Source organism: Flavobacterium ginsenosidimutans, assembly GCF_037478105.1.
Lineage (GTDB): Bacteria > Bacteroidota > Bacteroidia > Flavobacteriales > Flavobacteriaceae > Flavobacterium > Flavobacterium ginsenosidimutans.
The window spans coordinates 2147162-2168127 of the sequence record NZ_CP147988.1 but is presented as its reverse complement, the minus strand read 5'-3'; the positions used below and the strand labels follow the sequence as shown (position 1 = coordinate 2168127).

Sequence of the window (20966 nt, the reverse complement as noted above, 5' to 3'; positions counted from 1 at the left end):
CCGAGGCTTCGGGAGAAGGGCGTTCCAATTGGAAGTGGGCTTCGACTTCGCTCAGCCTGACAAACTGGATATAAAAATCATTTTAATCCTTTTAATCTGTGGCAAACTTAACTTAAATATTCGGTTTGTTTTTAGAACTAAAAGCCGTTAAAAGCAGATAACTTATAAAGCCAACTGATAGTGCTGAAACGGATGCTAAAATAAGACTTCCTACGATATATTGCGTAGCATTTTTTTGAATATCGTCGAGCGTAATCGAACTGTCCAAAACCAATGGCGCATCGCTGGACACGAAAATACTCCCAACTTGCAGCGAAGCATAAATAATAAACGGAATAAACGGCGGGAAACTTACGTTTGAAGTAAGGTAAGCAATGACTTTGTTAAGCCTGAACAAAGCAGCAAAAGTAAAAAGCAATATGGTTTGAAATCCCCAAAAAGGAGAAAGTCCGATAAAAATACCTAAGGCGATTGCAGCCGATTTTTTAAAATTTGAATCGTTGCTTTCTAAAATATCTTCTAGAAAGAATTTTTTAAAACCTTTTTTTTTTGCTCTTCTAAAAAAATCTCTCGGCTTTATATAAAGCAAAGCATTAGTTACCAAAACCGTATTTAAAATACTAATTCGGGTAAAATCTTGAAACGGACGAAAATGTGAAACTCTTTCGGCTGGATCATATAAAACCTGAATCGGAATGTTTTTTACTACAATTCCTTTCCAAGCCGCGCGAACGATAACCTCAATTTCAAATTCAAACTTATTGGTATAAAAACGTTTTGGAAGTAATCGAAGCGGATATAATCTAAATCCAGATTGTGTGTCGTCTAGTTTAATTCCAGTTTCAAACTTGAACCAGAAATTAGAAAACTTATTTCCAAAACTGCTTTTCTTTGGAACATTTTCCTGTGTCATATTTCGGCTACCAATCAAAAGAGTGTTAGGCTCATTTTGAATTGCTTCTAAGAAAACAGGAATATCAGCTGCAAAATGCTGTCCGTCAGAATCGATTGTAATGGCATATTCAAAATCCAGTTCCAATGCTTTTCTAAATCCGTTTCTCAGCGCTCGTCCTTTTCCTAAATTTTGAGGGTGATGAATTTGAGTAAGATGCGAATACGATTTTAAAATTTCGCTCGTAGAATCAGTTGAACCGTCATTAACAATTATGACATTTGTGGTGAAATCTAAAATAGAATCCAATACTTTTTTCAGCGTTTTTTGATTATTGTACGTAGGTACAATAACGCAAAAGTTAGTTGAAGTAAGTAATTCTTGTTGTGATTTCATGAGGTGTTTTTTGAGCTTACTTCACGAATTGTTTCTCTTTTTCAGAGAAACTTTTAGATTGTAAAACAAAGTCTTTAAGATAATCTTTCAAAGCCGCACCTTGCGCAGCATAATACGTTGTTATGAATTTTTTATCTTCTTTAATGTTTTTCTTATAGCCTGTAATGCCCGGAACATCTTCCTGAACACTCAGTCTGATCATTCGCATTTCAATATTACTTGGATCACTTTTTATTGTTGCTTCAAGCAATTTTGCACCTTCTTTAAAACGATCCATTTTCTGGCTTAATTTTTTTTCAAATTTAGAATCCAATAAAATAGAAGCCGCTTTATAAGCCACTAAAATTTTATCATCATTATTTGAAACTCCAGAAAGTTTGGCTACAAACTCTTTGGCATTGCTTTCTGATTTTGCTACATCAGAATACATTTTGCGGATCGAAGCCAAATCTGGCGTGCCAGCAAAACTAACCCATAAAAGTAATGTCAGTAACAGTTTCATAATTATATTTTTTTGTACACTGTGCTCAATTTAAGAGCAGTAGTGTCGTTAAAGTAAGTCGTGTTTTTCACTTTTACCAAACCGTCTTCAGTTGTTGTAACATCCAATTCCAATCGCAGTTCCGGAGTAACTTCTGGATTAATCAGCGCCATGAATTTTACATTTGCCAAAGACTGAATCATCAGCGAACTTTTCGTAATTGATTCTGTCAGTTCTTTGATAATCTGAATCATACAAACACCAGGCATAATTGGATTTCCAGGAAAATGTCCTTTAAAAACCTCATGTTTTTCGTTAACTAAAATTGTAATTGTATATTTCGAATCAGATATTTTTTCTTCTGATAGTATTTTATAAAAATCTTGTAAAATCATATTTTTTATTTTCCAAATGAATAGGAAACCCCTAACTGAAAATTAATATTTGTGTTATAATCGCCAAATAAATAATAGTTATTAGAATCATTTTGATAATAATCGCTGCTTAAAATATCAAGTAGTCCTTTTTTGAATCGTGCTTCAAATGTCAAACCTGAAGGCAGGGCATAAGCAACTCCTAAAACTAAACCAAGATCATTTTGTGCTTTTCTAACGGCGAGATTATCATTCAATAAAATATCTAATGTCGGTCCTGCTTGAAATTGAATTCCTACTGGTAAAGTAAACTTATTCATAACAGAAAGCGACAAATAATTTATATCAAGATCTAAATACTCGACTTTATTCGTCTGTGTATTTTCGTCATAATAATTTCGCGCAACATTATTAGAACCTTGCCTGCTGTAATTAATTTCTGGCTGAAGCGCGTAAACTTTCGTTATTTTAATTTCTGTAAAACCTCCGGCATAAAAATCGGTTTTATAATCGGCGTGCATTTCAGAAATGGTAGAAAAACTAAATCCAGCTCTAAAACCTGGCTTTGCAGTTACTTGGGCTTGTATGCTTAAAAACGTAAAAAAAACAGCAATAAAAAATAGAATTTTTCTACTCATACTTTTTTATTTTGTTTTGAATGTATAGCTAATACCAAGTTGGAAAACCTGATTTAAAATTACTTGATCATAATAATAACCATCGTCAATTCCATCATAGCCATAAATATCAATTAATCCTTGTTTAAGTCGAGCTTCAAAAGTTAAACCATTTGGCAAAGTATAACCAACACCTCCAACAAATGAAAGATCAAAATCTTCGGGTTTTGTATTTATATAATTATCACTAACTTTTAAATCTAAAGAAGGGCCAGCCAATAGATGAAAACCTCCACCGCCAAAGTTAAATTTTGCAACAGCTCCCAGTGTTATATAATTCAACTCATACTTTTCAGTATAATAACGGCCGTCTTCAAAATATCTTCCTTCATCACCTTGTCTTGAATAATTTATCTCTGGCTGAACCGAGAAAAATTTATTAAATTTAATATTTACCAATCCACCAATATAGAAATCAGTTTTAGAACTATTATCATCAATATTGGTTAATGTTGATATATTCAAACCGCCTCTAAGACCTGGACTAGCTTTTACTTGTGCATTACTTGATCCTATTCCGATCAATAAAACAAATGCAATTACAATATATTTTCTCATTTCAAATTGATTTAAAGTTTATGATTAGTTTAATTTTTTTATTCTGATTTCAGCTGTTGTAAATCGATTTTCAGCTTTATATTTTGATGAATTATTTGAATCTTCTCAGCAAAAATATTGTTTTCTGAACTGAAAAGCAGTGTAAATTTTTCTTTTGTTTTAGATGAATGAACGATCTTTTCTAATTTCTGATCTTTTTTGGAGATAAAAATATAATTATCGCGTTTGCCATCTGCCGATTTATATATGTCATCTGATTCGTTTTCAAATTGTTCCTGAATCTGATATTCTTTCTTTAAAAGCAATCTGAAATCCTCTTTTAAAGTATTGATTAATATTTTTCGATCTAATTCTGAAACAATAGAATTAACTTTAAAATCGGTTTCTGAGATTTCAAAATCCATTAATTTATTTCCAAATTCAGTTGTAAAAACGACTCTATGTGTGCTGTCGTTTATTTTCTTGGCAATGAAAATTCCAGACAATTCGTTTCCGTAAACACTGATATTAGTTTTATAAACATAATCGGTTTTTGAGTCTGAAAAATACGGAACGGTATAAGACGTTTTGTCTAATTTTTTAGGCGTATAATTTTTTGTGACCGAGCCACAAGAAATTAAAACAATTGCCAGAAAGCAATTAATTAGTAAAAACTGAATCGTCGATTTTTGCATTGATCACTTTATTTTTAAGTACAATTCGGGTATAATCTTCAGATGATTCTAATAATTTTACCTGAACAACTGTTGCTTCTTCTTTATCAAAAGTCAGTTCAATTTGTTTGATGTATTTTTTCAGCGTCGCATCTTTCGGAATAAATTTCGCCAGATTCTGACCTTTCAATTTAAAATACGAAATGGTAAATTCTTTATCATCAAACATATTTCCGCTCACACTTCCCACGATCAATTTATTAATTCGGGCAAAGATTTTACTGTTTCCAATATCAACAGCGCTTTTCTTTCCTTCATCGTTAATCAGGATTTTTCCGTTTTTGAAAGTGATGCTGTAATTGTATGGTTTTTTATATTGCCATTGAAGTAAAGAAGGTTCTTTAAAAACCATTTTTCCTGAAGTTTCAATGTCCTTCGATAAAAAATCTAAATGTTTGTACTGAACAAAATCGGTACTTAAGGTTTTGATTTTTTTCGCCACCACATTTACGTCTTGTTTAAAAGAAGCAATTTCGGCATCGGTCATTTTTTGTTCCTGCGCCGATAAATGGAAACCGCTGATAATTAAAAATAAGAAAAGATATATTTTAGTTTGCATAAGCTTTAAGATTCAAAAGTTCTTCGATCGAAATGACTTGATAATTATTTTGCTGTAAAAATTGCAAAAACTGTTCCAGTACCAAAACCGAATGTTTGCCTGTATCATGCAAAAGTACGATTCCACCGGGAGAAATATGCTTAATTAACCGATTGAAAATTAATTCTTGATTTGTGGTTCCTCCATCAAGAGAACGAATATTCCAGCCAATTGTTTTATGTCCGGTTACCTTTAAAGCTCTTCTTATCGAAGGAGTTGTGACTCCATAAGGCGGACGAAAGAAGTTTATTTTTTTGGAAGTGAATTTCTCCAGAAGCGCATCTGTTTTCTGAAGTTCCTCGGTTATTTTTTCAGCATTATAAAAATCAAAAAATTTAGAATGAGAATAGGAATGATTTCCAACCAAGTGCCCTTCATCAATCACTTTTTGAAGAATTTCAGGATGCGTTTCGATGTTTTTTCCAATACAGAAAAAGGTCGCTTTGGCATTGTATTTTTTCAGAAGTTCCAAAACTTCCAAAGTGTAAATACTTGGGCCGTCATCAAAAGTAAGCGCAATTTTTTTTTCTGTTTCTAACGGATTACTGCAAAACGCTTTTACATGATAATTGGAAGAAATTCGTGCAGAACCAAAAGCATTTATTCCAATCCAAAGTAGAATTATAACCACAAACCACAGAAAATGAATTGCGTTATACAGATTCAGAAGAAACAATAAAAGCAATAAAAAGATAAAAAACAGCGATATGTTTTTATGCGTTATCATTTTGACAGCAGCGTAAAACTATGGTTTTTTCCGTTTAATTGGTTGTATAGTAAAATCGTTTTGTAGCTTGATTTTTCGACAGCATTTACTTTTGTAATTTCAGGAATTTCCTGAGTTTTCAAAATTTTAGCAGCCATCCAAAAAGCAAAAGCCGAAGCTGTATCATATTCTCCGCTCAAATGTTTGTAGTATAAAACAGGAGTTTGAGCAAATGTATTTTCAGCAAGATTTCTATAATAATTCTCAAAATCGACATTTCCGTCAAAACCTAAAACAAGAGCATCAACATCTGAAATTTCTAAGTTATTTGATTTTAAGAACGAAATAATTGCTGCTTCAACTTCATTTTCTTCCAGAGTATTTACAATAGAAACATCTATAAGTTCGGCATAAGTGTTTTCTTTTCTTTCATTTTCTAAAACAAAAAAACTGGCACCTTCGCCATAAACCGCTCCGCTTGTTGAAGAATTTAAAACATCGTACGGAGCAGAATTGTCTGCTTTAATGCGACCGTTTAATTTAAAAAGCGAAGTAGTATAATCGCCATTTTCGTCAACACCGCCCACTAAAATTGAATTGGCTTCAGCTTCTTCAATCTGCATTTTAGCATCAATAAGAGCCGATTCAAAAGAAACAGCACCATTTACATACGTAAAATTATAACCTTTACATTGCTGTAAAAGTGCAATCTGCGCTCCAACCGTATTGTGTGTAGATTGAATAAAAGAAGTCGGAGTTAAAAACTCTTCGTTATTATCTAAAATACTTTTCAGGAATTTTTCAGAATCTTCAATACAGCCTAAACCCGTTCCTGTGATAATGGCATCGACTTTTTCAATATTGGCATCTTTCATGGCCAAAGCCGAAGCTACGATTCCGTTTTTTACACCTTTTGCCATTCTTCGGCTTGCAGCAGGCGAAATATATTCTTTGTATACTGGCGGAACAATTGCCAGTACATTTTCTTCATGATTTACAACAGCTTCTTCTAAAAAAACAGTATCAAATGTTTTTTGAGTCGAAATACAGCCTACTCCATTTATATATGTCTTCGTCATTAGCTTTTTGAAAATATAAGGGTTGAACAATTTCCTCCAAAACCAAAAGAGTTGGATAAAACGTGCTCGATATTTTTATTTTTTAAGGATGTCTGAGGTTTCAAATCGAATTCTTCCATCGGAACTTCAAAATTCAAATTGGGGTAAACCACATTATTCTGAATTGCCAAAACACTATAAACAGCTTCAATCGCAGCCGCAGCCGCTAATGTATGTCCCGTAAAAGGTTTTGTAGAACTGAAATCTGGAACTTTTTCATTTTCATAAATTCGAAGTAAAGCTCTTCCTTCAGATAAATCGTTATTTGGCGTTGCTGTTCCGTGCACGTTGATGTAATCAATTTCAGAAGGTTTTAAACCTGAAACTTCAAACGCTTTTTTCATGGCCAAATAAGCGCCGTCTCCGTTTTCTGAAGAAGCGGTTTGATGAAAAGCGTCGTTGGCATTTCCGTAACCAGAAACTCTTGCCAGCACTTTTTTGTTTTGCTTTTCTACAATTTCATCCGATTCTAAAACTAAAAATGCGGCAGCTTCTCCAAGATTTAATCCTTTTCTGGTATTGTCAAAAGGTTTGTTGTAATCGTCAGATAAAATCATCAAAGTCTTAAATCCGTTGATGGTGAATTTTGCCAAAGCATCGGCTCCGCCCACAATTACGCGATCCAGTTTCCCAGTTTTAATTAATCTCGCACCCAACATAATCGAATTGGCAGCAGACGAACAAGCAGTGCTTATAGTTGTTACCATTCCTTTTAAACCTAATTCTTCAGCAATTTTTTCGGCAACATCTCCGCCATCGTGGCAAGTAATGTACTTGGTCAATTCTGGTTTTTCGAAATAATCGTAATAATGTCTTTCCGTCATGTCCATTCCGCCTACACTTGTAGCCGAAATAAGTCCCGTTCTAAATTCATTTATATCGGTAATGCCAGCATTTTCAACAGCTTGTTTTGCTGCCAAAGTGCCAATCATTGCGGTTCTGGAAAAATTATTATCCTCATTTAATTTCAGTTCATCAACAAGATCTTCGTTGGTTTTTTTGATTTCGCCAACTTTGATAACATCTGCATGAACAGTCGAAATATTTTGAATACGAGAAACACCGATTTTGTTTTCAATCAAGGAAATATAATTTTCCTCAACCGAATTACCAATCGCAGAGATAATTCCCATTCCCGTTATTGCAACACCTCTTGCCATTTTAGATTTTAGATTTATGATTGTAGATTCTTAGAACTTTGTCAAAGTTTGAAACTTTGACAAAGTTGACGGATTTTTAAACATTTAAAATTTTAGATTCAGGATGGAATCTAAAATCTAAAGTCTAAAATCTGAAATCTATTTAGTTCTATTTGCGCTAATGTACGTCGCCATAGTTTCGATAGATTGGAAAATAGATTTTCCTTCTTTCGGATCTACTAATTTAATTCCGTAATCTTTATCTAAAATCACGATCAATTCAAGTGCATCAATCGAGTCTAAACCTAAACCGTCTCCAAACAAAGGATCGTTATCAGCAATGTCTTCAATTGTGATATCTTCAAGGTTTAAAGTTGTTATGATTTTATTTTTTAATTCTTCTTTTAATGCTTCCATGATTATTTATTGTATAATGTATTGATAGTCTCGTTTGTATATTTTGCATTTTCTTCTGTACTAATTGTACATAAAAAAGCTTTATAATTGTCGTTAAAATATTCTACCCAACCGCACAAAACCACATCTGCTTTATTCGTATTCAGAAGAATATTCGAATAATTGGACATAAATTCGGTGTTAAAGGCATCAAATATAAAGAAAGAATTTTCACTTTTCAGCTGATGACGGATACTTATTTCGCCCAAACAAATATTTGGCAGCGTATAAACAAAAACCGCTGGACTCGGAAAATAGTTTTCTTTGTCTGAAATAGATTCCTGATATTTTACATCGGTATCCAAACTCGACGATTTATTGGCCAAAACCAATGCGATATTATTTTCCTGCTCTGTTGAGGTTATCGGACTCAAAAGCAATTCTGATCCTAAAAAAGCCAGTTTGCTCAAAGCATCCATTTTGAAAAACTTTGGATATTGCATTTCAAAATTACGATAGGCTTGTTTAGAAAAATCAGCAAAATCTGTCGGTTCAATTTTGAATACAGAAGTTCCGTTCAAAACAATTTCGTTGTTTTGGATGGTGATGTAGGATTGTATGTAGGTTTTGTTTTGAGTCATTTTATTTTATGTAATCTTCTGCCTGATAAGCATCAATAGGAAAATCTTTTTCTGTTACCGATTTATAAAAGAAATCTCCTATACTCATTTTTAGATCAATGTAAACTTTGTTTAAATTTTCAATATTTTCTTCTTCCCAAAGAATGTCATGAAAAATATATCCAACATTCAGTGTTTTAGTATTTACAACAATTGGATCACCATTTGCACCTGAACCAATTATAAGTAAATCTTTTTTATAGATTTCTTTGTTCTCCTCTTCAAGATTTTCTATTCTAATTCTATTTACACAATTAAAATAAATGCTTCCAAAATCTATCTCTTCTCTAAAGGAAAATGCTTTAAAAAAAGTTATTAAATCTTTAGATACATTTAAGCTTTCAAGAAATTCAATAATTTTATCCGTTACTTTTACTACATCATTTTCGAAATCAAAACCTTGAATTTTTAAAGCTTTTTTAAATAGTGATTGATCTAAATTCATGATATTTAAATTTTGAACTTGTAAGGAAAATTTACAAGTTGGATTTTATCTTCTCAAAAACCACAGCCGTATTACAACCTCCAAAACCAGAAGCCGTTTTCAGGAAATATTCAATATTTTTATTTTCGTTTTTCTCAATAATATTTACAACTTCACTAACCCCAATTTCATCAAAACCTTTCGATTCAAAAAGTTTATTTTGGTTGGCAGATTCTATGGCAATTACGGTTTCCAATAATCCCGAAGCACCTAAAGTATGACCGTAAAATCCTTTTAAACTATTTACTGGAACATTTTGTAAATCTAAACGAGTTAGGGCAATCGCTTCCATTTCGTCGTTGTAAGGCGTTGCAGTTCCGTGTGCTGAAATATAATCTAATTTTTGAGCTTCAATTTGAGCTTCTTTCAAAGCATTCTGAATACTTCTAAACAAACCTTCACCTGTTCTTGAAGGACCCGAAATATGATTGGCATCGTTTATCGAACTGTCGCCAATTACTTTTATTTTAGCGTTTTTGGCTTCCGCCGTAACTAAAACTGCTGCTGTCGCTTCGCCTAAACTTACTCCCGTTCTGTTTTTAGAATAGGGTTTACAAGGCAGTTCGCTCATGGCTTGGAAAGCATTAAAACCAGATAAAACAAATTCTGAAACTTCATCGCCAGCCACTGCAAAAATGTTGTCGTAAAGTTCAGACTGAATCATTCTTTTGGCAACAGAAACGGCTAAAATTCCAGAAACGCAAGCATTTGAAACTACAATGGGTTGAGTTTGGAACCTGAAGTAATTGGCAACGTTTTTTGCTAAAACATCTAAATGTGCGTTGTTGAAACTTTCTTCAGAATCATTTGCCAAAGCGGTTACATTTCCTTTTGTGGTAGAAAGTATAAAAGCGGTTTTTGAATTTAATTCTACGTTTGAGTTTTTGATAATTGGTTCTAAAGCCAAAATCATCATTTTCTCTAAACGGGAATATTTTGTCTCAGTGCTGATTTTTGAAAAAGCACTGTTTATTTTTTCATCAGAAATAATCGAAGCATAAAACGGATTTAGCATCAAAGAAACATCGTTATGAAGCTGGATTCCAGAATCGCCACGAAGAATGGCGCTGATATTAGATTCAACATCAAAACCTAAAGGCGTGATGCAATTCGTTTCTGTAATGTATATTTCTCTTAACATTTTAAATTTCGATTTCTCCTGCAAGGTTTTCTAAACCTTGTAGGTATTTATTTTAAAGCTTTATCTGAAAAAAGGTTTCACGCAGATTTTGCAGATTTAAGCAGATTTGCACACATTCTTTTTATTTTTAATTCGTGAAAATTCGTGTAATCCGTGTTTTATTTCAATAACCCCACTTTTCGTTTCCATTCCTCATAAAAAGGCGGATTCGTCAGCATTAAATTTCCTTCTTTATCTAAAAAAACCTGAGTTGTTTCGCCTGTGCAGGCCACTTCTCCTTTATCATCAATAATTTTAAAACGGTAAATCATTTTGGCTGCGGGAGTGTCAACAACTGTAGTTTCAATTGTAACCACATCACCATAACGCAAAGACAATTTATGTTCGCAAGTCGATTTTACAATTGGCGTTGTATAACCCGTTTTGGCAATATCTAGATAAGTAAGTCCGTGTTGGCGTCCAAAGGCTTCTCGTCCATCTTCGAAATACGTGATATAATTGCCGTGCCAAACAATTCCAAGCGGATCAGTTTCGTTAAAACGAATCCTGATTTCGTGCGAAACGGTTAGATCTGTAGCTTCTTTAAACTGCTCTTTTCTTTTTATCATAAAATAATGCGATGGAAGTGGTAATAATGAAAAACAAAAATAATAAACTTATTCTTGGTATGATTTCGACGAAAGAAACGTTTCTAAGCAATACATCGTAAAAAGCCTCTAATCCCCAGTTCATTGGAGATGATTTTGCGATATATTGCATGATTTTCGGCATAGCAAAAACAGGAACCCAAACACCGCCAATTGCCGCTAAAATGATCACACTTGTAGCACCAAACGGAGCCGATTGTTCTTGTGTGCTGGCTACAGTTCCTAATAAAATTCCGAATCCTATGGCTGCAAAACCTGAAAATAATGCGACAACACTTGTTAGCAAGAAATGACCTTCGATGTTTAAAGAAGGCAATCCGATGGACGGGAATAAGAATACGGCAACGGCAACCATCATGTAAAACTGAATCATACAGATGATCGAGTAGGTGATAGTCTTTCCAATAATCACCACTAAATTAGAAACAGGATTGGTTCTTAATCGAACAAAAGTTCCTTGCGATTTTTCTTTTACAATATTAATAGATAATGGAATGACAATAAAAAAGATAGCAAAAAGCGTCCACGCCGGAACGTTATGCTGAACTGAATTTGGACGAACTTCTTTGTTGTTGATTCTCGGAATTATTTCTTTGAAAGTAATAAAGTTCTTTTGTTCAAAATCGATTGTTTCTTCTCCTAACTGTTTTTGAAAAGTGCTGTAAATCGATTTGGTTTCAATCTGCGAAATCATTTTGTCTATTGAACTCATAACGGCATTTTTGAAACTCATCTGAACCGCTGGATCGAAATACAGTTTTACTTCTTTTTCTTTAATAACGCGCTGAGGTTCGGCAGCTGAAGTGCTGTCAGTCAAGCCTAAATTGCTCACAATTTTCTCTACATTCTGATTTACTTTTTCCTGCAAATCAGAACTTAGGTTTTCTGGAATTACAATTGCCAATTGAAATTTTCCTTTGTACACATTTTCTTTGGCAATTTCTTCGGTAATCGGTTTATTGTCAATTTGGGTTACAACGGTAAAATATTTGCTTTTTTCTAAATTTTCAAAAACGGTTTTAGAAACAGATCCGTGGTCTTTATCGACCAAAAGAATCTGAAGTTTAGAATCGGTTACGGCTTTAAAAGTGCTGTCCTGAATTAAGGTTACGGCAATTACCAAAACCAAAGGCATGATAAATAAAATAATCAATCCGCCTAAATCTCTTTTTAGCAAAAGGAATTCTTTTACTACCGACATCCAAATTTTATATATCATCTCTCAACGCTTTACCAGTTAATGAAATAAAAACATCTTCGAGATTTCGAGCATCTTTTGTAGATTCAATCAATGCCGACGGAGTTGCTTGTGCGTAAATCTGTCCTTGATCTAAAATGGCAATTTGAGAACAAAAATCTTCGGCTTCGGCCAAATGATGCGAAGTATAAATAATAGTTGTTCCGTTTTGGTTCAACACTTTCAAATAATCGATAATGGCAGTTTTAGAATGTACATCGACACCAACAGTTGGCTCATCCAAAAACAAAACTTTAGGATTATGAAGAATTCCTGCAATCAGATTGACACGGCGTTTCATGCCGCCCGAGAAAGTCTGAACTTGTTTGTCGGCAAATTTCAATAAACCTAAAAGATCCAGAGTCTCGATTACTTTATCTTTTAAATCAGAACCTTTCAAGCCATACATACTTCCAAAATAAAGCAGATTTTCTCTTGCTGTCAAAGTCGGATACAAAGCATATTCTTGTGGAACAACACCTATGATTTTTTTAATTTTTGAAGCGTGATGCTGATAGTCTAAACCATCAATTGTAAAATGTCCCGAAGTTGGTTTTACCAATCCGCAGAGCATCGAGATTAAGGTTGTTTTTCCGGCACCGTTTGGGCCAAGTAAGCCAAAAATCTGACCTTCATTTATATTTAGCGAAACGTTGTTCAAAGAATACATTTCTGCATTTTTGTACTTTTTCGAAAGGGATTCTATTTGAATGATAGATTGCAAAATAGTGTTTTAGCTGATCGCTTTTTTTAGTTTTTTGAAAAAGATTTCTTCTCTATTGGCAATGTCCAAAAGTTCATAGGCAATAGTGTTGTAGGCGTCTTCTTTGGCGCTTCTATTTTTATAAATGCGTGAAGCTTCAACAGCAAAATCACGCCATGAATCTCCAATTTGAGTCATTTCTTTAGAAAGTTCTTTCAGTTCTTCGTTAGCTAAAATAACCGAAGCTTCCTGTAAAAACGCGGCATAAATAAAACGGAAACCACCGCCGCCAGTTCCAATTTCTTCCTGCATGCGAACCATTTGTGCCAAGTAATGATTGGCTTTTCTAACACCATGTTTTGCAGGCCATTTACGAATCTGGCGAGAAACCATTTTAATGCCGCGAACACCAACAATTGGCATTGGCGCGAGCATATCTCGGCACGTATTTTTGATTCCTTTAATAATGGCGCTTTTTAAATCGACATCTTTTGGAATCTGAATTGGATAGTACATTTGTCCGCGAGGGGCAAAAGCTCCTTTGGCAAAACGTACTTTATTCATGTCCTCGTAAGTTAAAGTCGTAACGGTTTCCATTACTGGATCGCTCACTAAATATTCCGTTTCGGTTTTTCCATAAACGACTAAATTGTGTGCGTTGAAATGAAAACGATATTCATCTGGGAAATAACTTAAATTGTAAACGCCAACTTGTAATCCGGTTGGGATATTATTTTTTAAATTTTCGTCTAAAGCTTTATTGGCATTTGCTACAGAAGAAAATTTTTGTCTTTTTATTTTTAAATTTAAACGGGTGGCTACTTTATTGAAAATCTGTCCAGGCAAAGTTCTGTAACTGATTGCTGGTGCATGATTCACTTTTATAAAAGGCAGATATACAAAAAACAATCCGGAGCCAATACCAAAAACCATCGGTTCGCTAATGTTTAGTCCGCTGTTTTTTAGCAGATTTGACGCTACTCCATTCTCGCAATGAGCAGACTGATGATGTGTGAAAGTTAATTCCATTTATTTGGTAATGCTGTTTTTTAATTCTTCGATTGAAATTCCAAATGTGTCGGCGTATTTCTGTAAAATCTTATCGCTTAAAGTTGCAAAAACACTTGGTTTAAAATGTCTTTTTACGCGCCATTTCCAAAAACCGACATAACTGGATAATATGTTAAGATCCATTTTATTGACTTCCATAAAATACACAATCGGACTTACTTCGCCATTTAAAACCTGCTGTTTGGCATCGGCAATTCTTTCGTTTATTTCATCAATAGAATTTGAAAGGGCTATTGTTTTAGGTTCCCAGCCGGTACTTAATGTTGTGGTATAATTGCCGTTTTCATCAGTTGCATACAAAAGCTCTTTTACATTGTTCTTAGTTAAGTTGCTTTGATCCTGAGGTACTTGATCTTTTTCCATTACCTAGTTTTATTATTTTCAAGTGAAATTATTGCGAAACGGAAATTGTTTTCTGAATGAACAAATTAATTTCGCATTCTAAGAGAATCTGGTCTTCTACTAAGCTTTTGCATTTCATTGTGCATAAAGTATAATCGTCTCCAGTAAATTTAGAAACCAAATCGGCTTTAGTTATAATGGTGTCGCCAACTTTTGGCAAAGCATGAATTTTGACACTTTTTAAAGCGCTGATAAATCCAATTACATTTACGTTTTCATTCTCGATTCCGTTGTCGTCAAAAAAGTATTTTTTTCCAACAATTGCAGAACAAGTCTGTGCCGTATTTTCGATTAATCCTGCTTCTATAAAAACATTGTTCTGAATAAAAACATTGTCTTCTTTTATCAAAAATATGGTTTCTACAAAGTTGGCATCAATATCCAAAATCAAATCCACCATAAGCATCGGTGCTCGGTGTGGTAAATAATTTTGTATGTCAACAGCAGAAGTAGTTTTCATCGATTGCTTTTATTTTGCCAAAACGGTTTTCATTTGTCCTCTGGCAATTTCTTCGTTATTTAAAGTCGTAACAATATCCACTAAAGTAATTCCTGCAAATTCCTGTAGAATCGTTACTTCAGTTTGAATAGTATCGTTAAGCTTCGGAAGTTTCTTAATATCAATTTCTTTAATAGAACCAATATAGCCCGTTGGAGCAATTTCGTTTTTCAAAAAATATTGATATCCAGTATGCAATGCCACAGATTGTGCCATATGTTCTATTAATCCTGCTTCAAGAAAAACATCATTTGATACAAAAATATTTTCGTGCTGAATTTTTAAACCCGAAACTAACGAAGTTTCGGAATAAGAATGCATAGCGTCTACCATCACAAAAGGGAACTTTTGAGGCAGTAAATTTTCGATCATTTTTTTTTCTAAAAGCATTGTTTCCATTAACAAACCGTTAAATAGGCATACGCAAAAGAGAATCTTCCGCTTTCTGGAACAGATAATAAAATTTTATCTCCTTTTTTCAAATTCCCTGAACTCATCAATTCTTCAAGAGCTAGGTAAATAGAGGCAGAGCCAACATTTCCTACTCTAGAAAGATTCATGAACCATTTGTCATCGCTCATTCCGATACCTTTTTCGTTTAATCCTTTTTTCAATCCTTCAACAAAAAAGTTTGAAGAAACGTGAGGAATGAAATAAGTAACATCTTCCGATTTAATATTGTTTTTATCCATGGCGTCTTTCATGCTTTGAGCACCTTTTGACAGGATAAATTCGTCTAATAATTTAACGTCTTGTTTTATTGAAAAAACAGATTCGTTTAGCCATTGTTCTGGCGAATAATCGCTCCAACCTTTAATTTCTCCATTTTCCAATTTATCACCTCCAGCATACATGCAGGTTTCTAATTCGTAGGCATACGAAAAAGCTTCCATCCATTCAATTTTTAGCGAAATTGGTCCTCTTGGTTTGTTTTCTAAAAGAAAAGCTCCCGCACCGTCAGATAGCATCCAACGAAGGAAATCTTTTTTGAAAGCAATAATTGGCTGTTCTTCAAGGCTTTTTAAATTATCGGCCTCGTGATTGTATTTTTGGGCATTCAGCCAAGTAGAAACTTTTTCTGATCCTGTGCAGATTGCGTTTTTTGAATTTCCAGAACGTACGGAAAGAAAACCAAATTTAAGGGAGTTCATTCCGGCACAGCAAACTCCTGTTGAAGAGTTTAATTCTACCGATTTATTTTTTAGCAGACCATGAACCATTGCAGCGTGCGAAGGCAGAAATATGTCTGGAGTCGAGGTTCCACATGAAAGTACTTCTAAATCTTGAGGCGTAAAATTTTCGTCGAATAACGGTAAAATGGCATTTTTAGTTAATTCGGCATTGCTGTGAGTGCTTTTTCCTTCTTTGTCAACAGCGTAATATCGGCTTGTAATTTTATTGTTGCGCAAAATAATGCGTCTTGCTTTAGAAGCAGTATCATTGATAAGGCCCAAGTAGGCTTCCATTTCGTCATTTGAAACGGCTTCGTTTGGCAAATATTTTGCAGCTTTTGTAATATATACTTCAAACATAATTTAAATTTCGTCTTCTAAACTCCCTGATAATATTGAGTTTCCTTTTTTATAGATTTTAACTTAAGCGGATAGGTAATAAGGTGCAATATATACACTATTGGTGAGATTAACCATATTGCAAGGAATAAATAAACATTAAATACCTTAAGCAGCTGTTTTCGGTTTTTTTGATTTTTATAAATGATATTTGACCATTTATTAAAAATTTTATTGGCCGTTTTGTCAACAGTTACCAGATACGAACTTATTTTTACAGCTCCAGCATTGACTAATTTTGGTTGTAATTGTGCTAAATTATTTTGCTGTAATGAATCAAGCATGATTTCTCCAAACTGACTCGATTCTTGTATGTCTTTTTCTGAAACTCCTGGAAGCGGAAAAATACCTAAATATTTTTTCTTAACTCCAGAAAACATCCATTCTACAATTGTTATAACGCTGATTAAATTTCCAACGCGGTCTACCAAAGCTACGTTTCCAACCAAATTGGCATTGGCTTTTCTCAATAAAACTTTGATTTTTTCCTGAGCCATGATCCACATATTTCTAGATCCGCTTATTGTGATAACAGGCGTATTGTTCAAAATTTTCTTGGCATCGTCACTTTTCAAAAATGAATTAATCGGAATAGAAGGCGATAAATACCAAACCTGATAATGAAATAATATTAAGTCAAACTTCGTGTTTAAAATTTCTTCAGGAACAGGTTTTAATGCAGTCGGAATCTGTAAAAATGACTCTGGAAAAGCATCAAAAAAAGACTCTTTATTCCAAGGAAACGGAAACGGTTTTTCTAATTGTATTTCGTGAAATGTGAGATTTATTTCGTCTGAATTTAGGAATGGTTTTGCAATATTTTTTGCAATAGATTCCAGCTGTCCAGATTGTGTATAATAAATTACGAGAACATTTTTCATTAGGTTTTTGGCTTTGGTGGTCAGCAAAAATAAGTAAATTTATTTAAACGAATTTTCTTATTTCGACCAAGGTTTTTTTATTAGCATCGAATTCACGAATTATTTAAATACTGCTGTTATTAATGATTTTCCTTAAATTATAAATAGTAATAATTTCACGAAAAACGAATTAGTAAAAATTAGTGTAATTTGAAGTAAAAATTCTGCCCAATAATTAGTGAAAATTCGTGAATTTGTGGCCTAAAAAAAATATCGCAGTAAAAAAACTAGGATTTTATATCGTTCCAAAAATCAAAATAATTGAACCATTGTAATGGATAACGATTCAAAATGCTTTCAACGCTTTTTACATATTCTTTCAAAAGCGCTTTTTCGTCTCGATGTTTGACTTCGGCTTCTCTTGCGTACAAATGATAATGAAGATTTGGTTCTTTCATTACATAAACAAAAACCACAGGAACTTTTAATCTTGAAGCAATTAAAAATGGGCCAGCTGGGAAATTGGCTTCTTTGCCCAAAAAGTTTTCAGAAAGTGATTTTGTTCCTTCAAAATAACGATCGCCTGTAAAGCAGATTAATTCGTTATTGGCTAAAGCAGCATTGATCTCAAAAATATGAGACAAATCTTCTTTGATGATAATAAATTTTACGGTTGGTTTTTGAGAAACACTTTCGAGATAATTCTTAATAGCAGAATGCTCTAAATCTGTTGTAACCAAATTAATTTGAAAATCAAGATCGATTTCTCCGAAGAAATGTTCGGCAATTTCAAAATTACCAACATGCGCACTAATTAATACACCGCCTTTTTTCTCGGCAAGTAACTTTTTAAGCGTTTCTATTCCGTCAAATTCATAGGTAAATTTGTTTCGCATTCCTGCCGAAATAGAAACTTTGTCAATGATGGTCTGTCCAAAAGTATAGTAACTTTTGAAAACCATTTTTTTGGATTTGAAATAGGAATATTGAAGCCTTTCTTTAAAATAATAGAAAATGGCTTTGTTACTTTTTCTTAAAAATAAAAAATAATAAGAAGCAACAAAATAAAGCAAGACATAAGCAGCTTTTACACCCGCTTTTTGAATTAAAAAAACGAATATTCTATAACCTAAAACAGTTCCTTTGGATTTACCATCCCATTGACTCATTTAAGCTGATTTGGCTTTGATTTTAGTTTCGATTAAGTCATAAAAGCTTTGAAAATCAGAAATTCCAACAAAATCTGCTTCAACTAGTTTTACACCAAAGTTTGACTCTATTGAAACGACTAAATCAACATAATCCAGACTGTCCAACCCAAGTGTATCTTTTAAATTAGCATTTGGTTCAATGTCGTCATTGTCTACTTCAAATTCATCAACTAAAAAACCATTTATTCTTGCTATAATCTCTTCTTTATTCATCGTTCAATTTAAACTTTTTAACCACCAACGCAGAGTTGGTTCCTCCGAAACCGAAAGAATTGGACAAAAATATGTCAAATTTTTTGTTTAACGTAGTTTTAACTAAATTTAATTTTGAAGCGTCTTCGTCAGGATTTTCTAAATTGATGTTTGGCGCGATGAAATCGTTCTGCATCATTAAGATAGAATAAATGATTTCGCTGGCTCCAGCCATCCAGCATTCGTGGCCTGTCATTGATTTTGTAGAACTCACAGGTGGATTTTTTTCTCCAAAGACTTCAAAAATAGCTTTGGCTTCGTTGGCATCTCCAACAGGAGTTGAGGTTGCATGGGCATTTATATATTCAATATCTGAAGCGTTTAGTTTTGCATCATCCAATGCACGTTTCATTGCTGTTGCTGGTCCTTCAACGTTTGGTGTAGAGATATGTCCGCCGTTTGATGAAAATCCGTAACCGCCAACTTCAGCGATAATATTGGCACCGCGAGCAATAGCAGATTCGTAACTTTCCAAAATTAAAGTTGCTCCGCCGCCACTCGGAATTAATCCGTCACGACCAGTATCAAAAGGTCTTGAGGCTTTTGTTGGATCGCCTTCTCGGTTAGAAAAAACACCTAATCCATCAAAACTGCTCATGGCATATTTATTAATTTCCTGGGCACCGCCAGTAATTACAATATCTTGGAAACCGCTTTTAATTAAAAAATATGCTAAACCAATTGAGTGCGATCCGCTGGCACAAGCCGCACTTACAGTAAGATTGATGCCGCGAAGTTTAAAAATCGTAGAAAGATTCATCGTAACCGTAGAATTCATCGATTTAAAAATGGCGCCAGAACCAATAAGAGCAGTATCTTTTTTCTCGCGAACAATATCTGTTGCATCGATAATTGCTTTAGAAACGGAGTCGTTTCCGTACATAATACCTACTTCGTGATTGTCAAAAAAAGTATCGTCGATGTTGGCATTTTTAAGTGCTTCTATAGTAGCCATATAAGCATACTCGGTTTCTTCACCGATGCTCATACGTTGTCTTCTAGTCAATAAATTTTTAAGATCAGCTTTCGGAACCATTCCTGTCAAGGCTGATTGAAAACCAAATTCTTTACGTTCAGAATCAAACTGAATACCAGATTTTCCTTCGTATAACGAATCTTTTACTTCGTCTAAAGAAGTTCCGATACAAGAATAAATTCCCATTCCAGTAATTACAACTCTTCTATTCATCGTCTTTCAAAAGTAATTTTTTATCCTTAAAGTGTAATTTTTTAATCTTGCAGCAAAGGCACTAAGGCACTAAGTTTTTTTAAAGTCTTTTTGCTTAAACTTTGCGACTCTGTGTCTTTGTGAGCAATTTTCTATGTTTAAAAATCTTTAAAATAATCTCGCAAACATAGTATTCTTTAAGAATATATTCCGCCATTTATGTTGATAATTTCTCCTGTAATATAGCTTGCTTTTTTAGAAATCAAAAAGCTTACCAAATCTGCTACTTCTTCGGCTTCGCCAAAACGGTTTACCGGAATTAGTTTTAATAATTCTTTTTCGTCCAATTCGCTCGTCATATCGGTTCTAATGAAACCTGGAGCGACAGCATTTACAGTAATATTTCGTTTTGCAACTTCTTGAGCCAAAGCTTTGGTTGCAGCAACAATTGCACCTTTTGCAGCCGAATAATTGGTTTGTCCTGCAGTTCCTTTTACTCCAGAAACAGAAACCATATTTACGATTCGGCCGTATTTATTGCGAAGCATTTTTTGAATAAAGAACTGCGTAACATTAAAGAAACCGTTTACACTTGTATTCATAACGCCATTCCAGTCTTCTGGTGTCATCCACATAAAAAGACCGTCTTTAGTGATTCCTGCATTGTTTACAATTGCTTCAACCAATTTCTCAGGATTTGCTTCCTGCCAAGCAGTTAAAACATTTTGTACATTTTCAAAATTAGAAACATCAAAACCTAAGATTTCTCCTGTTCCGCCTAATTTTTGTACTTCTTGTAATGTTTCTTCGGCAGCTGTTTTATTCGAATGATAATTAATCAGAATATGATAATCGGATTCTACGGCTAGTTTTTTACAAATCGCACTTCCAATTCCTCTCGAACCGCCTGTTACTAATACACACTTCATTTATGTAGGGTTTATTTTTATTCGTCATAAAATGAAACCGCTTTATAGAATGCGATTTCATTT

At 33.7% G+C, this 20966-nt stretch carries 27 protein-coding genes; all 27 read right to left on the bottom strand.

All coding sequences use genetic code 11. The annotated features are described in order from the left end of the window. Positions 1-112: 112 nt before the first annotated feature. Positions 113-1288, bottom strand: coding sequence for a DUF2062 domain-containing protein (locus V6624_RS09635; RefSeq protein ID WP_111284411.1), 1176 nt, complete (start codon positions 1286-1288; stop codon positions 113-115). Between the two features lie 16 nt (positions 1289-1304). After that, positions 1305-1790: a hypothetical protein gene (locus tag V6624_RS09630; protein WP_111284413.1), complete on the bottom strand. Its 486-nt coding sequence runs from the start codon at positions 1788-1790 to the stop codon at positions 1305-1307. A gap of 2 nt (positions 1791-1792) precedes the next feature. Further along, complete coding sequence (locus V6624_RS09625; protein WP_111284415.1) at positions 1793-2164, bottom strand: 3-hydroxyacyl-ACP dehydratase; 372 nt, start codon at positions 2162-2164, stop codon at positions 1793-1795. 5 nt (positions 2165-2169) lie between these two features. After that, complete coding sequence (locus tag V6624_RS09620) at positions 2170-2781, bottom strand: outer membrane beta-barrel protein (RefSeq protein ID WP_111284417.1); 612 nt, start codon at positions 2779-2781, stop codon at positions 2170-2172. A 6-nt stretch (positions 2782-2787) separates the two neighbouring features. Further along, positions 2788-3378: a porin family protein gene (locus V6624_RS09615; RefSeq protein WP_111284419.1), complete on the bottom strand. Its 591-nt coding sequence runs from the start codon at positions 3376-3378 to the stop codon at positions 2788-2790. Between the two features lie 38 nt (positions 3379-3416). Next, positions 3417-4052, bottom strand: a complete 636-nt coding sequence (locus V6624_RS09610; RefSeq protein WP_111284421.1) for a hypothetical protein — start codon at positions 4050-4052, stop codon at positions 3417-3419. Next, the gene (locus V6624_RS09605) at positions 4018-4650 is read right to left on the bottom strand and encodes an outer membrane lipoprotein carrier protein LolA (RefSeq protein ID WP_111284423.1); all 633 of its coding nucleotides are present in this window, start codon (positions 4648-4650) and stop codon (positions 4018-4020) included. Before V6624_RS09605 ends, V6624_RS09610 begins: the two co-directional genes overlap by 35 nt. Further along, complete coding sequence (locus V6624_RS09600; RefSeq protein WP_111284425.1) at positions 4640-5416, bottom strand: polysaccharide deacetylase family protein; 777 nt, start codon at positions 5414-5416, stop codon at positions 4640-4642. Before V6624_RS09600 ends, V6624_RS09605 begins: the two co-directional genes overlap by 11 nt. Beyond that, complete coding sequence (locus tag V6624_RS09595) at positions 5413-6474, bottom strand: beta-ketoacyl synthase N-terminal-like domain-containing protein (protein WP_111284427.1); 1062 nt, start codon at positions 6472-6474, stop codon at positions 5413-5415. Before V6624_RS09595 ends, V6624_RS09600 begins: the two co-directional genes overlap by 4 nt. Beyond that, positions 6474-7673 carry a beta-ketoacyl-[acyl-carrier-protein] synthase family protein gene (locus tag V6624_RS09590; protein ID WP_111284429.1) on the bottom strand — a complete coding sequence of 400 codons (1200 nt, stop codon included), beginning with the start codon at positions 7671-7673 and terminating at the stop codon, positions 6474-6476. Before V6624_RS09590 ends, V6624_RS09595 begins: the two co-directional genes overlap by 1 nt. A 138-nt stretch (positions 7674-7811) precedes the next feature. Further along, complete coding sequence (locus V6624_RS09585; RefSeq protein ID WP_111284431.1) at positions 7812-8069, bottom strand: phosphopantetheine-binding protein; 258 nt, start codon at positions 8067-8069, stop codon at positions 7812-7814. A 2-nt stretch (positions 8070-8071) separates the two neighbouring features. Continuing rightward, complete coding sequence (locus V6624_RS09580; protein ID WP_338841643.1) at positions 8072-8689, bottom strand: 3-oxoacyl-ACP synthase; 618 nt, start codon at positions 8687-8689, stop codon at positions 8072-8074. Between the two features lies 1 nt (position 8690). Then, complete coding sequence (locus tag V6624_RS09575; RefSeq protein WP_338841642.1) at positions 8691-9173, bottom strand: hypothetical protein; 483 nt, start codon at positions 9171-9173, stop codon at positions 8691-8693. A 31-nt stretch (positions 9174-9204) separates the two neighbouring features. Beyond that, on the bottom strand, positions 9205-10353 hold the full coding sequence (locus V6624_RS09570) for a beta-ketoacyl synthase N-terminal-like domain-containing protein (RefSeq protein ID WP_338841641.1): 1149 nt from the start codon (positions 10351-10353) through the stop codon (positions 9205-9207). Positions 10354-10511: 158 nt separating this feature from the next. Continuing rightward, entirely contained in the window at positions 10512-10961 is a 450-nt protein-coding gene (locus tag V6624_RS09565; RefSeq protein ID WP_338841640.1) for an acyl-CoA thioesterase, read from the bottom strand. After that, positions 10936-12219, bottom strand: a complete 1284-nt coding sequence (locus tag V6624_RS09560) for an ABC transporter permease (RefSeq protein ID WP_162614917.1) — start codon at positions 12217-12219, stop codon at positions 10936-10938. Before V6624_RS09560 ends, V6624_RS09565 begins: the two co-directional genes overlap by 26 nt. Continuing rightward, entirely contained in the window at positions 12209-12907 is a 699-nt protein-coding gene (locus tag V6624_RS09555; protein ID WP_008465897.1) for an ABC transporter ATP-binding protein, read from the bottom strand. The genes V6624_RS09560 and V6624_RS09555 overlap by 11 nt, the downstream gene beginning before the upstream one ends. 63 nt (positions 12908-12970) lie before the next feature. Next, positions 12971-13969: a BtrH N-terminal domain-containing protein gene (locus V6624_RS09550; protein WP_338841638.1), complete on the bottom strand. Its 999-nt coding sequence runs from the start codon at positions 13967-13969 to the stop codon at positions 12971-12973. Further along, positions 13970-14374: a hypothetical protein gene (locus V6624_RS09545; RefSeq protein ID WP_338841637.1), complete on the bottom strand. Its 405-nt coding sequence runs from the start codon at positions 14372-14374 to the stop codon at positions 13970-13972. Between the two features lie 28 nt (positions 14375-14402). Continuing rightward, complete coding sequence (locus tag V6624_RS09540; protein WP_111284447.1) at positions 14403-14873, bottom strand: ABC transporter permease; 471 nt, start codon at positions 14871-14873, stop codon at positions 14403-14405. A 9-nt stretch (positions 14874-14882) separates the two neighbouring features. After that, entirely contained in the window at positions 14883-15311 is a 429-nt protein-coding gene (locus V6624_RS09535) for a hypothetical protein (protein ID WP_111284449.1), read from the bottom strand. Next, the gene (locus V6624_RS09530) at positions 15311-16444 is read right to left on the bottom strand and encodes a beta-ketoacyl-ACP synthase III (protein WP_111284451.1); all 1134 of its coding nucleotides are present in this window, start codon (positions 16442-16444) and stop codon (positions 15311-15313) included. The genes V6624_RS09535 and V6624_RS09530 overlap by 1 nt, the downstream gene beginning before the upstream one ends. A 17-nt stretch (positions 16445-16461) precedes the next feature. Then, complete coding sequence (locus V6624_RS09525) at positions 16462-17364, bottom strand: hypothetical protein (protein ID WP_111284453.1); 903 nt, start codon at positions 17362-17364, stop codon at positions 16462-16464. Between the two features lie 266 nt (positions 17365-17630). Beyond that, positions 17631-18512: a lipid A biosynthesis acyltransferase gene (locus V6624_RS09520; RefSeq protein WP_111284455.1), complete on the bottom strand. Its 882-nt coding sequence runs from the start codon at positions 18510-18512 to the stop codon at positions 17631-17633. Next, positions 18513-18767, bottom strand: coding sequence for an acyl carrier protein (locus V6624_RS09515; protein ID WP_111284457.1), 255 nt, complete (start codon positions 18765-18767; stop codon positions 18513-18515). Continuing rightward, on the bottom strand, positions 18760-19995 hold the full coding sequence (locus tag V6624_RS09510; RefSeq protein ID WP_111284459.1) for a beta-ketoacyl-[acyl-carrier-protein] synthase family protein: 1236 nt from the start codon (positions 19993-19995) through the stop codon (positions 18760-18762). The genes V6624_RS09515 and V6624_RS09510 overlap by 8 nt, the downstream gene beginning before the upstream one ends. A gap of 176 nt (positions 19996-20171) precedes the next feature. Beyond that, positions 20172-20903 carry a 3-oxoacyl-ACP reductase FabG gene (gene fabG, locus V6624_RS09505; protein WP_111284461.1) on the bottom strand — a complete coding sequence of 244 codons (732 nt, stop codon included), beginning with the start codon at positions 20901-20903 and terminating at the stop codon, positions 20172-20174. Positions 20904-20966: the final 63 nt, after the last annotated feature.